This is a genomic window from Pseudomonas sp. WS 5079 (assembly GCF_012985465.1).
Taxonomy (GTDB): domain Bacteria; phylum Pseudomonadota; class Gammaproteobacteria; order Pseudomonadales; family Pseudomonadaceae; genus Aquipseudomonas.
Window position 1 is genome coordinate 329,326 of the sequence record NZ_JAAQWN010000001.1, and the last position, 16,290, is coordinate 345,615.

The 16,290-nt window shown below is 52.2% G+C and carries 9 protein-coding genes; 6 read left to right on the plus strand and 3 right to left on the minus strand.

Annotated features, from left to right (window positions below):
* Positions 1 to 250: 250 nt before the first annotated feature.
* From HBO05_RS01515 to HBO05_RS01535, 5 genes are all read left to right on the plus strand, one after another.
* Entirely contained in the window at positions 251 to 1,432 is a 1,182-nt protein-coding gene (locus tag HBO05_RS01515; protein ID WP_172311376.1) for an MFS transporter, read from the plus strand.
* A gap of 338 nt (positions 1,433 to 1,770) precedes the next feature.
* The gene (locus tag HBO05_RS01520) at positions 1,771 to 2,979 is read left to right on the plus strand and encodes a tyrosine-type recombinase/integrase (RefSeq protein ID WP_172311378.1); all 1,209 of its coding nucleotides are present in this window, start codon (positions 1,771 to 1,773) and stop codon (positions 2,977 to 2,979) included.
* 24 nt (positions 2,980 to 3,003) lie between these two features.
* Positions 3,004 to 4,536, plus strand: a complete 1,533-nt coding sequence (locus HBO05_RS01525; RefSeq protein ID WP_172311380.1) for a site-specific integrase — start codon at positions 3,004 to 3,006, stop codon at positions 4,534 to 4,536.
* Positions 4,529 to 6,814, plus strand: a complete 2,286-nt coding sequence (locus HBO05_RS01530; protein WP_172311382.1) for a hypothetical protein — start codon at positions 4,529 to 4,531, stop codon at positions 6,812 to 6,814. The genes HBO05_RS01525 and HBO05_RS01530 overlap by 8 nt, the downstream gene beginning before the upstream one ends.
* Before the next feature lie 125 nt (positions 6,815 to 6,939).
* Positions 6,940 to 7,326: a hypothetical protein gene (locus tag HBO05_RS01535; protein WP_108184391.1), complete on the plus strand. Its 387-nt coding sequence runs from the start codon at positions 6,940 to 6,942 to the stop codon at positions 7,324 to 7,326.
* A 108-nt stretch (positions 7,327 to 7,434) separates the two neighbouring features.
* On the opposite strand, the gene HBO05_RS01540 is transcribed toward HBO05_RS01535, so the two are convergent.
* Both HBO05_RS01540 and HBO05_RS01545 read right to left on the minus strand, forming a co-directional pair.
* Positions 7,435 to 7,671 (minus strand): helix-turn-helix transcriptional regulator, encoded by a 237-nt coding sequence (locus tag HBO05_RS01540; RefSeq protein ID WP_262381371.1) that lies wholly within the window; start codon positions 7,669 to 7,671, stop codon positions 7,435 to 7,437.
* Between the two features lie 698 nt (positions 7,672 to 8,369).
* On the minus strand, positions 8,370 to 8,564 hold the full coding sequence (locus HBO05_RS01545) for a hypothetical protein (RefSeq protein ID WP_108182702.1): 195 nt from the start codon (positions 8,562 to 8,564) through the stop codon (positions 8,370 to 8,372).
* A gap of 569 nt (positions 8,565 to 9,133) precedes the next feature.
* Between HBO05_RS01545 and HBO05_RS01550 the strand changes: the two genes are divergently transcribed.
* Positions 9,134 to 10,219 (plus strand): hypothetical protein, encoded by a 1,086-nt coding sequence (locus HBO05_RS01550; protein WP_172311384.1) that lies wholly within the window; start codon positions 9,134 to 9,136, stop codon positions 10,217 to 10,219.
* Between the two features lie 629 nt (positions 10,220 to 10,848).
* On the opposite strand, the gene HBO05_RS01555 is transcribed toward HBO05_RS01550, so the two are convergent.
* Positions 10,849 to 16,272 (minus strand): hypothetical protein, encoded by a 5,424-nt coding sequence (locus HBO05_RS01555; RefSeq protein ID WP_172311386.1) that lies wholly within the window; start codon positions 16,270 to 16,272, stop codon positions 10,849 to 10,851.
* Between the last annotated feature and the right edge of the window lie 18 nt (positions 16,273 to 16,290).

The following is a 16,290-nucleotide window of genomic DNA, read 5'->3' on the forward strand; positions in this document are numbered from 1 at the left end:
TTCTGCATTCACTCTTGAGGAACGACATCGTGCATATCGATCACGTCACCCTACGAACCCGCGACCTTCGCGCTATCCGCGACTTCCTGATTCAAGTCTTTGACCTGGAGGAGGGCACTCGCCCCCACGAAATCCGTGGCAGCGGATTTTTTTGCGCACCCCGGGCGGGCAGTTGCTAGAGACCGTTTTCCCTGGCCCCTCTTCTGAAAACAGCTGGTAGCCCCCCAACCGCACCCGTGGAGAAACACCGATGACTGACTCAACCAAAATGCCTTTTCAAGTATGGATCCTCACGCTGGCGGCGTTCGCCATTGGTACGGCGGAGTTTGTGATCGCCGGTATCCTGCCGCAAGTGGCTGAAAGCCTGGCGATCAGCGAAGGCCAGACAGGATCGTTGATCACTGCCTATGCCCTATCCATTGTCGTGGGGGGGCCTTTGCTGACCCTGTGGCTATCGCGCTTTGAGAAACGCAATGTGTTACTGGGGTTGATGGTGCTGTTTATCGTCGCCAACCTGATCACCGCGCTCAGCCAGGATTACACCGTGCTGCTGATCAGCCGTGTCCTGGCCGGCCTGACCCAAGGCCCGTTTTATGGGATCGGCGCGGTAGTTGCCACGCGTTTGGTCGCGCCGCAGATGGCGGGGCGTGCCGTGGGCCAAATGTTTGCTGGCCTGACCCTGGCCAATGTACTGGGTGTGCCGGCAGGGGCGTGGATTGGCAATGCGCTGGGGTGGCACGCAGCGTTTTTTGTGGTCGCGGCATTGGGGGCAGTGGCAGCCGTGGCGATTGCCACTAACATCGAGCGACAAGGACAGGAAAAGGCCGTCTCCGTGATGGGGCAACTGGCTGGGCTACGTGACCGTAACTTGTTGGCGAGCCTGCTGATTACCGTTCTCAGTTGGGTTGGCTTCATGACGTTCTACGGTTACGTGGCGCCCTTTGCCGAGCAAGTTGCAAGCATCGATCGCGGTAACGTCACGTGGGTGTTGATGATCGTTGGGATTGGCCTGGTCATCGGCAATAGCCTGGGTGGCAGGACCGCCGATGCCAACCTGCGTCTGTCGCTGATTGGCTGGCCTTTGGCGATGATCGCGTCGCTGGTCGTGGCGTACCTAGTGTCGAGCAACCCATACGCGTTTCTGTTGGCTGTTTTTGCCTTTGGTGTAACCTCATTTGCCAATGTCCCGACGCTGCAGATGCGGGTGATGAACTACGGCGGTAAAGCGCCGGAGTTGGCAGCCACGGCGAATATCTCGGCGTTCAATGTTGCCAACGCCCTGGGTGGAATGATTGGTGGCGCAGTCATTGACAGCCATTTCGGTGCACAAGCGATTCCATTTGCGGCGGCGATTATTCCTATCGTCGGTGTGTTGTTTATCCTGACCCAAGAGCGCAAGGGCCCAACTGCAGCGGTTTCGTTGTTTAAGTGATCAACAAGGGCGTCCCGTTCAGTTCACCTTCGGTGCGCAACGTTCAGCGTGCGAACGATCTGGAGTTGCGTATCTGTCAGGCTGCGGTAACGAGTGCGGTCGGAACGAGCATTGATGATATGGCTCTCAAAGCGCCGCTCTAGGCTTGTACAAGCAGCGGTAGTCGTTGACCTGAAGAGAACCTGCATTGAATCAGTTTCATCGACAGCCACTTGATTTAACATAATATACATTATGCGAAGGGAAGGCTTGTTCGTGAGTGTTGCGTTACACAGGAAATTACCTAGGCTCAACTGCAACGCGTCCTACCGTAAGGAGCAGCTTCAGCTGTTGCGCTTATGCCCATTGTTCGTTTGAAAGACAATTCCGTGCCATCCGGACTCATTGGTTGGTTGCTGACCGATGACCGTGGACGACCGCGCTATTGGTCGACAGTCTGGTCTTCACTGGACGGTGCCAGCTTGGCGCCGTCCACACTACGAACCCAGCTGTCCGTCATCGAACAGCTGTACCAGTCGGCCAAACGGCTGTACCAGGCTGACTGCCTTGATCGCTTGATTGCGGAGCTCAAATTCGATGAGCTGGAAGCCTGTCTTGAGACGTTTTTCATCACGGCCAGGAATCATGGCACCCAGACTGCAGCCAACTACCATCCCAACTGGCGTGTGGCCTACGTTTTCGTCAAAAGTTGTGTTCAACGCCTGGTGAAGAGTCATGCTGATCCCGACATGCTTTGGCGGCTGAGCATGCGTCTGGAGCGCCTGGAGAAGCTGTTTGACTCGCTGGGGATAGCGCCCGCACCGCCGGCTGAGATTGTCCGAGCCTTGCCAAGTCCTGTGCTGGATGAGTTTTACCAGATCATTGATCCGTATTCGGTACGCAACCCCTTTAGAAACAACACGTTACGCTGGCGTAACTACGTATTATGTCTACTCATGTTGCATCTTGGATTACGTCGCGGTGAAACCCTGGTGCTGCCGATGGATGCATTAAAAAGCGAAAAGCGCTTCACCCCAACTGTGGGAACCGTGAACTGGTTGAATGTCGGCGACAATCCGTATCAGCGAGATCCACGCCCGGAACAACCTAGCTTAAAAAACAACAATGCCGCCCGGCAGCTACCCGTACCGCAAGCGTTGGCCAGCCTCATCAGGACCTTTGTCGAGAGCTACCGACCCTCGACCCGACACAGTTACTTATTTTCCTCGCTGGAAGGCAATCCACTATCATTACGCCAGGTCAATGGTATTTTTGTCACGATCACACGTGAGCTCACCGCCGAGGCACGCCAAACACTTCAGCAGTATCGCGGGGCCGGTTGTATTACACCGCACGACATGCGGCATACGTGTGCGACCATTAGGCTTCATCAATTTGTAGAAAATGGCGATGACATCGAGATGGCAATCCAGAGACTGCGAGCTTTTTTTGGCTGGGCCCGCACCTCGGATATGCCACGACGGTACGCACGAGCTTTTTTTGAGGATCGCTTAGCCACCGTTTGGAATCATGCATTTGACGTCCATGTCAGCCATCTGCGCTCCTAAAAAGGGCAGATGAAGGAGTAACGCATGCAGCGGAGTCAGTCGGGCTTTCCTGGAGACGCGAGACTGTTAGAGGCGTTGGCCCCCCTGCCTCCCCTGCCCTCCGTAATCCGTTATTGGGATGATTTTGCAGACTGCTGGAGAACCATAAGAAATCCAGAGGAAAATGTATGGTCCTTGGACATTAATGGTGTCCACCTTGAGTTTGAATTCAGTTGTTTTGATAAAGAAATAGTAAAGCTAATTAAGTTGTGGCTGATTGGTTGCACTTCTGAGTTAGCATGCATGACATTTAGTATGTATTTTCACTCACTGAAAAGACTTGATCAAAGGCTTATTTTAACGGTGTTGGATTTCTCAACGATTCCGCCACTTGGCTTGACTGATAAATGGGAGCACGAAATACTTCCAGTATGTGGCAATCATCAACTTAACGCACTCAAGTCGCTGCTGTTATTTTGTTGTGGTCAAAGCGTGGGGTTTCTGAGCAACGATTCCAGGCCTCGAATTGCATCACTTCGTCAACATCCCGTGGATAAATACGCCCGCGTCCGGAGTGGTGATGTATTTCTTGATCTATATGAAGACCGGAAAATTATTGATTTTTTGGATACGCTCAATGACGCCTCAAGCCATGATCTGGCTCATACCAAAACACCTCTTTTAATTAGTGCTTGTATCTTGTGTATTTGCTATCAGTTTGCGATGCGCCCCAAGCAGATCGCCAAACTTAAAGTGGAACATCTGAAGATATTTAATTTTGAAAATACCGCCAGTGTGCAGTTGCGATTTTTTCGAGGGAAACAACGCAAGAGCACGGCACCTATACCGATGTTAAGAAAGATAAAACGCGAGTGGACCAATCTCTTTGTAGAGTTGCATCGACGGCGAACCACGGGCCAAGCGTTCCCCCAATCACCCGGTGCTCTAGCCGATTCCTTGTTTGGCCTGACGCCAGCAGGCGTCGTCACATCGCTGGCAAGACTCACCGCAGAACTGGGGTTGGATGGACGTAGTAGCACTGATTTCAGGCACAGCGCTGCGCAGCGTATGGTGGATGCAGGTGCCACCCAGGAAGAACTCGCTGAATACATGGGGCACAGCTGGTCAATGACTGGGCTGGTTTATTTTGAATCATCACCGACGCAGGCCGAGCGGGTAAATCGCGCTCTGGCCATTTCCCCGATATATAGCAAAATTGAGCGTATTGCCAGAAGCCGAACGATCAGTACGGAGGACCTATCGAACGCACTACCCGCGCACCAAATAGGCGGTATGCCACACGGAATACCCATAGCGGGAATTGGCATGTGTACCCTTGGTCAAGGGTTATGTGCAAAAAATCCGGTATTGTCATGTTATGGCTGTGATCGTTTCCTGGCGGTCCAGAATTCCAAGATTCATGAAGAGGTTCGTGACGGTTTGCGCCCTGTTGTACTGCAATTTTACAACGCATCAAGAGGCGAGAGCTACTCCCCTGCTTATTCGCAACTGCAAGATGTCCTCGAGCGGGTAGAACATGTCATTGATGAGCTGAACGGCGGCGTTGATAATGAATAATAACTTTAGATATTTTATTGAAAAAAATAAAACGCTCGCCATCTCCAAAGGCGTCAACTGGGACATCCCCACTGCACCTGATGGAACCGTAAAAAAAGGTGAAGGATGGCCGCTGTTCCGTATGGCGGGCAATCCCCGAATCCCTTATTGGCTTGCGGACTTAGGGACCGATATAAAAACCCTGGCGTTGATCAACGCGGAACGCAGCACACAAGGGCTGCCCCCCATCACAAGGACGATGCTGTCGAACGCGTGGCAAGACTTAATCAAAGCATGCGCTATTCATTATATTTATGTGAAAGGTGCATCCGCAGCGCATGCCAGTCAGTACATCGTGCGAACCATTCGTGTCATTGCATCTTGTTGCGGTAACGCTGAGCCGTGGGAGCTGAGCGTTGATCACATTGCGTCTGCACTTAAATTCGCATCACTGTTACAGCCTTCCGGCCAGCTGGCCAGAGGAATTAGCAATTCGGTACAAAATGTTTTGGACTTTAATTGTCTGACTGACCGCACTCCTTTGCTGCCTGCAGTGAGCGTTAAACGCCGAAACAATCGCGACGACATCTCTAATTTTCGACAAAACCTTTCGGAGCGCAAACGCTCTGAACGTCTTCCCGATTACAATGCATTCTGGGAATTGATCCGGATTGTTTTTACCGAAGAGCCACAGACATTTTATGACGAGTTGAGGTTTGCGCAAGCCAAAATTCTGGTGCTCTGTGGTCTGCGGATGGGCGAAACACCACTCATACCAGCCGATTGGTGCCAGGAGTTTTCTTATCTGAGTAAAAAGGGCATTTCCGCAGGTGAGTATGGTGGTATTTCCTCATCGATCGCTCTTAAATATTTTGTGGAAAAAAGAAGTATTTCGGATAAAGACGGCAAGCTCTTGTATCCAGATATCCAGCACATTCCCGAGATGTTCAGAGAGATTATTATTCAGTTCCTGGGACGGGTGCTTTTGCTTACCCAACCGCTCCGCACCACTCTTAAGAAACAGTATGAATTCAATCGGATTTTTGCTGATTTTCAACCGGACGAACTGGTGGCTGCTGCGGACCTCTATCCGTGTTTGACCGGCAACCCGTTTGTTTTTGAAGATGACCAGGAAGCTCGACTGATTGCGCAGTACAGGAAAAATTACGATATTGGTGTCCTGGATGAAATTGAAAGTCGGCAGTTGTTATTAAAAGAGCATGGCGGAAAACTGAAGAATGTTGTTCGTCAATATTTCGCTGTGCTGCGTAAAGGCTATGAATCGCTTACCCCTTTTCGCACAGTATCCGGCGCGCCTTGTAAGGTAAACTTTAGGACTGGGTACTTTAAGATCTCGGAGATGGAGCAACTGGTGAGATTAAAAATGCCGTCCAAGCTCTCCCCCCTAAAACCGTTGCGCACCACTGCAGGTTCGATACCGCCATATGACCTGTTATTTCTTGCGCCCATACGCGCGCTATCAGAGGGGCGAAATGACGGGCTGTGCGATATTCGTAAATACTGTTTTATTGGCATTCTCGATACGGTCGATTTGCGAAACCACTATTATAAAAGTCAGAGTGCAAACACCACATTTTTTCAACGGTATGGGCGTGATGAAGAAAATCAAGGCCTTACCATCAATAGTCATTCTCTGCGACACGTTCAAAACAGTGAACTCTTTAGGATGGGTGTGGCTGATACGATCATAACTAAACGTTATGGCCGTCGTAGCGTTGAGCAGTCGTACCAGTACGATCATCGCAGTTTGCTCGAGGAACTTGCCTCGATGGATTTACCCCACGCTGCGCAAGACTTATTGTCGGCAGGCAGTTCGCAGGTGCTAGCGATGGTTCTGAGTGGAAAGGTTTCCGGTCCAGTTGTTGATGAGTTTCGAGAGATTCAGAAAACAATGGGCGATGAGGCAGCATTTCTCTATCTGGCGGGAGAAGCTGATGGATTTCACGTTACGCCTTATGGGTTTTGCATCAACAGTTTTGTAACCAATCCGTGTCCAAAACACTTAGAGTGTTACGGCGGTTGCCGTCATCTTTGTGTTACCGACTTGCAAACACATCAGCAAAATTTGGTGGGGCTTCGTGAAAAAATTGCATTAGCCGTTAACAAAATTGAGGCTCGCGTGAGCGACAGTATTGGTAGAACAAACCAATTGAATCATGCCAAGAAAACCTTAGAGAATATTGATCGAGCATTGGCGTGCCGACCGGGTGAAAAACCTTTTCCGGATGGTCCAGATTTGTCGGTACAGGTCCATCAAGTAGACTTGTTCGAAGGCTAGTTACCTTCACGCTGCTGCCCTGTTACCTGACTAGCGGAGAAATTATGTCAGTGCTGAGCAAACCTGTCCGCCGCACCGTCAGTGCGGGTCAGCTTGATGATGATCTCGTTCGCGTTCTCGAAGCCATGCTGGACAGCGGTGAGAAAATAACCGCCCATGCCATTGTGCGTAAAATCGAGAATCTAGGTGCCGTTTCCAGTCTCACCCGGGACACCTATCGCAGCGGCTTGATTGCGCAGTACCAGCAATTGCAAGTGGTCCGAAACCAGTGGGTCGAACGAGCGAAAAAAAACTCTCAACAACACTTGATAACCACTCTTGCGATGAAAGATGAGCGTATAGCGGACTTAGAGCGGCAAGTCGCTTTGCTGACAGCCTCTCACAAGGCAATAATCTTGGCCGTAGGTGAATTGGGTGGACTTCGTGCATGGCAGCGGTTTTTTCCGCATTACGATGAACACACGCTGATGGTCCTGCCCGATCTTGAAGAGCATAAGCCTGGTTCGACTTAGCTACCCCCCCCCTCCTCCCATCCGGCGCGCTGCAATTAAGGCGACAACTTTGACATAGGCTCAAAAGGGGCGTTTAACGTTCACAATGCCTTGATCATCACAGCCCCATCATATTGCTTCAGTCAACTGCCCTCGAATCGTCTCAAAAAGCTCTTCCAGCGTATCGCCTGACTGAACCCTAAAACATTCTACAAGCAGGCTTAGGGGGTGAACCTCCATCCTGTCTGCGAGCTGAGTCACCTTTTCCAAGGTTACGCCCTTCATACCTCGCTCCAAACTACTGATGTAGGTTCGGCTGCTGACCAGGCCAAAGTCTTCTTGCGTGAGCCCTTTGCGTAATCTCATATTCCGTAGGGCCTCTGCGAATGCTTCCTTCAATTCCATTTTGCTCACCATGCAAAAGGAACGATGAAGCCTTTTTGAATCCTATAGCACTACAATCTATAGGGCTCATTGAGGATTGATTATGGTTAAGCCAGCAAATACGAAAAGCGCTTTGCCCGAGACGGCTCGTGTCTACGTGGCAGTGCTGGATGAGTTGGATCGCGACGCCCGTGTCCAGATAAAGGGTTTTGATTGCAGCACTGAATTGGTGAGATTCTTAGACGATTGCAACCGCGACGGCTCTCCGTCTTGCATTGTGGATGTTCAGATGGCGTTACCGCCTTGGCTCAATGCTACAGACCGTTGGGTCGTCCAACCTCTCATAGCCATAGCCTACGGGCGGTTCCAGGCACCGGGTGGACGCGTACGAACGAAATACATTTTCCAGGTCACCTCCGGATTCATGTATACCGACGACGCGCTGGTTTTCCCTTTAAATATCCAGGAGTGCACAATCTTATACAAGATGGGTGATCCCCCAGGCTTCGGCCAGCAACCGCACCTGGAGCCGCACCAGGTTCAGATATCCGCACTCATCGAAAGATCATTAAACGCAGCTACTGGCGCTCAATAAATACTCATTGCAGTCGCCACCTCGCCACCTCCACCCTTGCGCGGGATGAGCCGCTATGCATCTTAGCAAGTGCCGGCCAGCACGGTTACTGGGCAACGGCTGCTGGGGTCCTCTCAACGGCATCGCCAATTTGTACTAGCAGATCGATCAAGCGACTCCGCACCCTGGCGTCATCTGGAGCAATGGTTCGAGCAACGCTTTCAGGATTCTCGATCAGTCGTGTAAGAGCCTCAAAATCATTTTCGTTCAGATCAAGTTCCAGGATCACCTTACGAGTCATAAAGCAGCTCCAGCAGGCAGCAAATGGGATGTTTTTCAGGTTAACACTCAGGGGTAATGAAGCAACCTGAATACAGATATCTACAGCGGGATTGACCTCTCTCAAAGCCTGTGACGCAGGGCTCTGTTCTGGCCGCGGCTAGAAATGTATTTTAACGAGGTCCAATCTTTGGCCCTGTCGATTAGCACAGGTAAAGCACATCAGTACTGACACCGTGACGCTTGAATGTACAAGTAATAAGATATAGCGTTGAGCCACCAAGCGATATCAAGTGATGCATGTATCAAATTCGATTACCGCAGGCCAGCAGTGACATGCCTATCAGGTTTTTTATGGAATCACCCTTTTCCTGTCAGGGGATCTTGTCTAAGCGCACGTCAATGGACGCTCTTGCAGTGCACATAGCGCCTCAGAGGTCCTTGATGCAATGCTCCATTAAAACCTGAAGTGTTGTCACATTCGGCTACGGTGATCCTATCATTTCTTGCGCCATCAGCACTAGACCGAAAAAACCTAATCTAGTTTACCTACGAGATTATGAAGTTAACCTATTAAAATTGAGGTATATCTTGCGCGACGCTACCCAACAAAACGAGAGTTTTGCTATCGAATTCAAGGACAGAATCGCAGCGTTTTCAGAACAGCAGGCGCTTAAGTTTTTCAATCTTGTATTGGATTTAGGAGAAACCTACGGTACGGGCTATCAGTTTGAAGGTGCAATTCATTTAGTGCTGGATAACAGTATTATACAATCATACAAGCACAGGAGTACTCAGCCACATCGTGAGTTACAAGCTTTGGCATATACTGCATTCTGCCGCTTTGTGACTGGATGGGGCGATCGCGAGACTTACTTGGCGCTATCGCCGGCGGCGATTTACGAACACTTGGGGCGCCCTGACCAAGTCACCAAAACTCAAATAGAAAGGGCATGCGCTGAGCTATCTGAATATTTTTCAGAAACAGGGCTAAAAATAAAGATGATCGGTTTTAGAAACTCTTCGGAACTGATGCAGCACCTCCAAGCAATAGCCACAGATGACAAGTACTTAAGCGATTATTTTAAAGAAGTGGAATTTTCCGATTGGAAGACTGATTTGCGAGCGCCATTTGGCGTGAAAATCCCGCTAAGCATCGCTTTCTCTAAAATACCTGACAACCTGCCACTCCAGTACTTTAGCCCATGGTATGTTAAATTTGTTCTTTCCAGTCGAGTGGAACGACTGATTGCGCAACAGTCTCAACAAGACATTGAAGCTCGGCCGATCATGAGTGGTGAGCTATCAGAATCACTTGCAGCAATGAATGATTTTACTAAGAAAGGTGTTTTAAGAGGATTGGGTGACATTGACATGCTTCAGCTTTGCGATATAAACAGCCAATACCAGAGCAAGGCCAGTCAAGTGCTGCTTGGACAAACTTTTGATAAAGGTCTATCTAAAGTCCTTCACCAGAGAACTGTTTTTTTTGAAAGCAGCTGTATCGAATATGGAACTGCACAGACAGAGGCGCAAATAGAGGCCTCCGTGAGACTAATGACATCTAATCCATTCAAAGCCCAAGACGATCGTGCTAAGAAATTGAGCGGATATCTATCAAGTTTCTGTGAAACGCTTAAAACAACCTGCATTGAGGCACAAAAAAAAGCGCGCTAGTCAATTGTCTCGCTTTGCTTTATTCAAGTATGAGTCTCAGTCCTCAAAGAGCTTCCGATGTTCCCTCTCACCAGGTCTTCTCGAAGCGAGGTAAGGAGCATTTTCGTCTGACAGGCGGCCAATATCCAAGCGGCTTCAGCTATCTCTCACTGGAAGTGAAAAATACCGCTCAGGGTGTCCTTTCGCCTTCAGCCTGAACCAACTGTTGAAAAGCAAAACCGACTCTCAGTGTTCGACTACAAACTCCCGGTACCTTAGAACTTGATCGGCAGACGGTTGGGCGCTGGTGCATCGTTTAGGCCACGGAAGAATGGTTTTTTAAGCATCCAGCGTGCTTAATGTCATGGTTGAACGGTTTGAATGTATTTATAGGAGTTGGGATTCTCGAGAACGACTAGGATTGGAACGAGTAAAATCCCCCTGATGCCCTCCTCCTGGGCTACGATAAAACAAGGTGCCGCAAAGGGCACCTGCCATTACTCGGGCAGCGTCTGCTCACGGACCACTTAATGCCACGCCGCTATAAAAGCTGACGAAACCTCGGCCTGAACGAAGCAGACGCGTAGAGAACAGGTGCTAACTGGGCCTCGAATCGCAAGGTTATCCCACCTCAGCCACAAGCTATGGCTCTAGTGCCCCTGTATACCTCGGAAGGCCTCTGTCTGTTCTAAAGCTGCACTTCGACGATCACCAAGGTCAATGAGAGTATCCAATATGCGCAGTAAACCTTGCGCTTGTTCGGTATGCAGTGGGAAGTTGTTGTCCGCAAGACGTTGAACGACTCCTGCCATGCGCGCCGCAAGTGTTGTTCCAATCCAACTTGCTTCCGCAGAGGCCAATTTCACTAAGGCGGCATTCACTTGCAGGATAAAACTGTCGAGTGGGTATGCGGCGTCCGCGCGCTCACATAGCGTCAAAAATTTATCCATGACGTAAGCAGACCAACCTACGGCAGAAACGAGTTTGGTGACCAAAGGCATGACCATATCGATCTGCGACCAATCTCCATTGGCAAATCTTTTGGCATCGGGCGCATTCTCTACCGAAACAAACAGCAGTGCCTCGATGAGAACCGGCAGGTCATTTCCATAAACCTTGCCTGCACGGTATCTACCCCTAATGAAAGTAGGATCGCTGATGACGCGTTCCACACATAACTCCAACAGGTCCAATACGTTTTTGGGAACATCCAAAGAGTCCATGACATGGCGACACACCGTCCTATCAGTAAATCGCGAAAGCACCGATAACGCCTTGTCGTCATCCGAGAGAAAAGGCTCAACGCATTTCTGACGTATCCACTCTATTTCCAGCCAGGGAGCGGTACGCGCAAGTAGATCCCCCAGCGCGGATTGCCACTTATAAATTTCAGACTGATGGGAACGGCGCGCCTTTTCCTTGATCCAGGGCGGCATCAAACGATCGGCGGTCCATGACACAAATTGCTCTAGCGTATTTTGCCAATGCACCCGATAGCAACCGGGCTGACACCATTCTTCAATGGGAAACAGCGGAACAATTTTGGCGGCAAATTCGGCGTCAAACGACGGGGTGGAATCCTGCCAGCTCTCCTCGTCATCGGTGCGCCTTGAGGTCGACTCAGTCCACGCGGGAGGGACATCAATAAACGGCGTCGCCGTAGGGGTGGCAAGACGGACCAGCGCGCGTGCGAGCCCTTCTTCCCGAACCAACTGGTTTCTTGAGTTATCCTGACCACCTCGTGCGCTGTAAGTCGGCCCCCAATAGATCGACAGATCCATTGCCAACTGTGCAGTGACCCAACGTACGTGTTCGTCGGCATCCGTCAGTAGGCCCCGAAAAGCGAAGTGGGCTACGTCGTCCAGTGGATGCATGGTGAGTTTGAGCAAACGTGCAGTCGAGTCATCGTTGGCCATTCTCGAGCGGCGTAGGTGAACCAGCGCGACGATTAGATGATTCGTGGGGTGCCACGATATTCGTGCGCCTGGATAGGATTCTGGCTCGTCCATACCCTCGACGCGAGCCAATACGGCCCATGCCCACTCCTGGCTGTTACTGGCAGTCGAATCAAAACGAATGACACAGGCGGCGATGGCTGAGATGGCACTCTGCTCCGCATGACCGCCGACATCGCTGCGCACCGCAAACATTAAGTCGGAGTCATGGGCCTTGGCGAACGCGACGGCATTGGCTATATCCCAGTCGGCCCGAGGTGCGTTTTCAGAGAGCGATTGTGTGGCCCATCCCAAGGCCCATTGTGCCTGCAAGAAGGCAGTGGCCTCTTCGAGTCGCTTTTGCTGTTTAGGTGCGAGTGGTACTGGTGACTGGTAGGTGACCATCACACCGTTATCCGATGTTGCGGTCTGCCGATAATTTTTTATGTCGCCTAGACCGGCCCAGCGCCTGGCCTGCTCCTCTAGGTGCTCGGTTTCGCTGGAATCATCCCGCAGTTCCACGATTTCATATGGCAAATTGCTGGGGAACGCCTCGATAGCAGCCTTGAACTGCGCACGTAGATGTTCATCGCGGCTCAACGCAAATGACATGGCCAGTTGGTGCACATTACGTAACCGACTTTCGCGTTTATCCAAAAAAGCCTTGGCAAGTGCCTTGGCCCCGGTGAGTCGAGACAGGAAACCCAAACCTAGGATGTCGATGTCCCTGGAAGGCCCATGCACCACGCGCGCAATATCGTGACTCCACAGTTTTTGACAGGTCACAAGAGCCAGCGTCACGTCTGAGACTTCCAAGGTTTCAAGTGCCAGAACTAGCGCCAGCCCCAAAGAGGCATAACACTCGCTGCCTCCTTCGAGAATCAGTTTGATGACCTCGCCTGCGGGGCGGCCCTGATCAATCACCTGAAAGGCCCAGTAGCTGAGGGCAAGATAGGCACATTCAAGCGGTGCTGCCGCCAGTTGTCCTTGCGACCAACTGTAGACGTGCCAATCGCCCCAAAATGACTGTTTTCCCCATGGGAACTCAACTAAAACGGGAAGTGGCGTACCCATGGTGCGCCGATTAAGCGCATAAATTTGCCGCCAGCCGGTCACCGCATGGTTGCTCACATCGCGAACTAGCTGAAGCGCGCATGCCGGTGCATGGTCAAAAAGGCTGGAAAACGGTTCGTGCCGCGCCGAGGGGTCCATGTAATAGCGGTGGTGTCGATTAATCCCAATGTCATCCAGGCTATAGCGGTCCTGGCCGATCGGGAAAAAAACCGAATTCAGCTCGTTGCGTTCGTGCGGCGTGCGCTCTGCTTCCGGAATCGCGCGCAGTTTTTTTAATCGCTGAAGGTGCACGTCATCCTCCTGCTGCTGACGCTCAAACCTGTCCTGTGGCAGCTCCTCCATCAGCGCAGCCTTAGTTACCGCAACGACCGCTTCGGGGGCGATCTCGCTCAGCATCGGGGCAAATGCCATGAGATCGTTGTACGCCGCCTCTCGCACATCGGCATCGACGGCAGCACGTGCCAACAACGCGACAGCGGGTTCAGGATAAGTGCGCGCAGAGCGAAGGATTGTATAGCGAAGCGAGCTGGCAAGACTGGAGCTGGCTTCTCCCCTCAGCGCTTGCCACTGGAGGCCCACCTCATCGGCCGGTTCCAAATCTTCGGACCGCTCCATTTGAAGCAGCCAGCTGCTGCACTGTTGTACGAGCGCAGCACTTCGAGCGTTCTGAAGGTTCGCCCACATGTTTTGCCAGACGCTAAAGACTTCGAGTACGTGGGGGACGAGGCGCACTGGAAGTGAAGGCGCGAGCGGCAAGAGCCAATCAAGCAGGCGCCCCCAACTGCGGACATCCGACGGCCAGCCCACCAAGTGAGCAACACGAATTTTCTCAACCCCCTCCCCGACCTCATCAGGTCGTTGAAGGACCACCGGGTTGGGGATGGTGTGCTGCGCTTGGTACCAAACCAGTAACTTCTCCAAGAGAATGAAGTCGTTCTCACGCAGCAGCGCTGCAAACTCCACTTTGGATTCATTTTTGTTGAAGGCAGAAGTAAAGGGTGGCGCCGTCAGCCATTCCCGCCGCCATTGTGGTCGCAGCGATTGGCCTTCCAGTGCGCGATAGCCTTCAGTCCATTTACCGGGTGTAGCCAATGCGTTCTGCGCGAGCAGCGCAATCACGCGACCAAGTAGGGGAGCCTCCCCGGCGTTGCTCAGCGCTACCTGCCAATCGGGGCTGAGTTCAATCAAAAGACGGAAAAAAGCCCACTCAAAAAAGATGTCGTGAGTGAACGAAAATGAGGCTCCACCATCCTGCTCTCGGATAATCAGATCAGTTTTGAGCGCTTCGATCTGGGCGATCGTGCCCTCCTTCAGGTGCCGCACGGATATGTTTTTGCCGAGATTTCGCACACCAGACTCGGCCAGGTCGATGAGCGCCCTCTTACGTAACTGGGCCGCAGGCTGCCCGGCATCGTGCCCCGCACGAGACCACCATTCTGAAATCAGGTCGATCTCTGATTGAGGGGACGCGCCTCCTGGGGACCAGCCACCTGCCAAAACGGCAGCAAAGAACGGCCGTCGCGCAATGTCACGAACAGCGGGCGCATCAATTAACAGTGGTCGCAGGTGAGGTTTCGCAATTGCCAGCACGGCCGCTTCGTCGTCGGTGAAGGGACCCGCAGTGACGTCGCCGATACCGTTGTCGCGGTAGAAACTCGCGGGGAACCAGGCACGATAAGGTTCAAGTCCCTGGTCGCGCGAGCTGGCGAGAACTTTCCAGCAACTCAATGCCTGATGGCTTTCAATAACTCGCAGGAGATCGGTGATCACGCCCTTCTGATCCGGGCGAACACGGTCGATCCCGTCGATAAACAATACCGGTGTCCCCGTCACGCCGATTTCGCCAAGCAACTCTTCAGGGGAATGCCGCAGCCCGAGTGTCGATGCGAAAGCTGACCAACTGCTGGCCAGCAGGCGATCAGATTTGAGGAACAGAATTGGCCCCAGAGTGGCCGCGCTGGAGGCATATTGTTTGAGGGCGGCCGATTTTCCGCAACCCGGCAACCCAGTGATGTTGACCAAACGACACTGCGCTAGGCGTTTGCCGATGGCCTCCTGCAAAGCAGGTCGCTCAACGTGAAAATCATCGATGCTATCCGAGACGTCGGCCAACCCCTCCCGCGAAAATCGATGGATGATGTCCAGGTCATGGGCATAGCTGGGGGCGGTACGAAGCCGCGCTACGCCACGCAGTTGCTGTAGCAGCGTCGTCCGCGTCCATTTCCGTGCATGGCCTGCGCCGTCGCGGGCAATGCGACACAAACGGTCAAACAACAGGTCCTCTTGGCCGGCACCATTTTCAACCAACATCTCCTGTAGCTGTGTCACCAGTCCCGCACGGGTCACCCCGCCTTCGTCCAATCCATCGATCTTTCGCGCCACCAAGTCACGATAAAAATCTGCTTCGGCGTCTTCCGTTGTGGCACCAGTTAAAGGATAGAGTGTTTGCCGGAGCCTACATTCCGCGGTCGCGGCCGTACCCCCCGCTTCAAAGCGCCTGGCAAAATCGGCCCCGCACGGACTCGCCCGGGCCCATTCAATGAGACGGCTTAGGGCCCTGAAAGGCGCCACGGCCACGTGCTCGGTGATGACCCCGTACGCATCTCTGCCTGGCTGAAATTGTGGACTCTTACGCGTGGCGACAGACGCCGACATCACTTCAAGAAAATCGGTATTGCTCGCCGCGGCACTGATACGCAATGAACGTTTAACCTGCAAGGCCAGGACTCGTCGTCCCTCCACATCATTTATTTCAACTATGATGTCGTCCATCGGCTGATCCGCAGCCTGCTGCACCGCCACGGACTGAACCACGCCCGGGAGCCCAGCGGCATGCCCTTCAAGTAAAAGAGCCGTCAGGTAGTAGGCAACCACCGTGTCTTCGTAACTGAAGCCCGCACCGCCGGTGAGTTCTGTTGAGGTCGCTTGACTGTCCGTGTCTGAAGTCATGAGTTCAATTGCCTGCCAAAAAGGGTTTGTAAATGACGTTGTTGAGGCATCTTCGTTACCTTGGTCGACGGCGTCCACTGTAAAAATGGATTGATGAGCTGCGTCGAGCCTCGCCAATTTCTGCAGCTCAATCGG

Bases quoted from the DNA above. Each gene is read 5' to 3' on its own strand.
- HBO05_RS01515 (WP_172311376.1), top strand. From the start codon at position 251: ATGACTGACTCAACCAAAATGCCTTTTCAAGTATGGATCCTCACGCTG.
- HBO05_RS01520 (WP_172311378.1), top strand. From the start codon at position 1,771: ATGCCCATTGTTCGTTTGAAAGACAATTCCGTGCCATCCGGACTCATT.
- HBO05_RS01525 (WP_172311380.1), top strand. From the start codon at position 3,004: ATGCAGCGGAGTCAGTCGGGCTTTCCTGGAGACGCGAGACTGTTAGAG.
- HBO05_RS01530 (WP_172311382.1), top strand. From the start codon at position 4,529: ATGAATAATAACTTTAGATATTTTATTGAAAAAAATAAAACGCTCGCC.
- HBO05_RS01535 (WP_108184391.1), top strand. From the start codon at position 6,940: ATGCTGGACAGCGGTGAGAAAATAACCGCCCATGCCATTGTGCGTAAA.
- HBO05_RS01540 (WP_262381371.1), bottom strand. From the start codon at position 7,671: ATGAGATTACGCAAAGGGCTCACGCAAGAAGACTTTGGCCTGGTCAGC.
- HBO05_RS01545 (WP_108182702.1), bottom strand. From the start codon at position 8,564: ATGACTCGTAAGGTGATCCTGGAACTTGATCTGAACGAAAATGATTTT.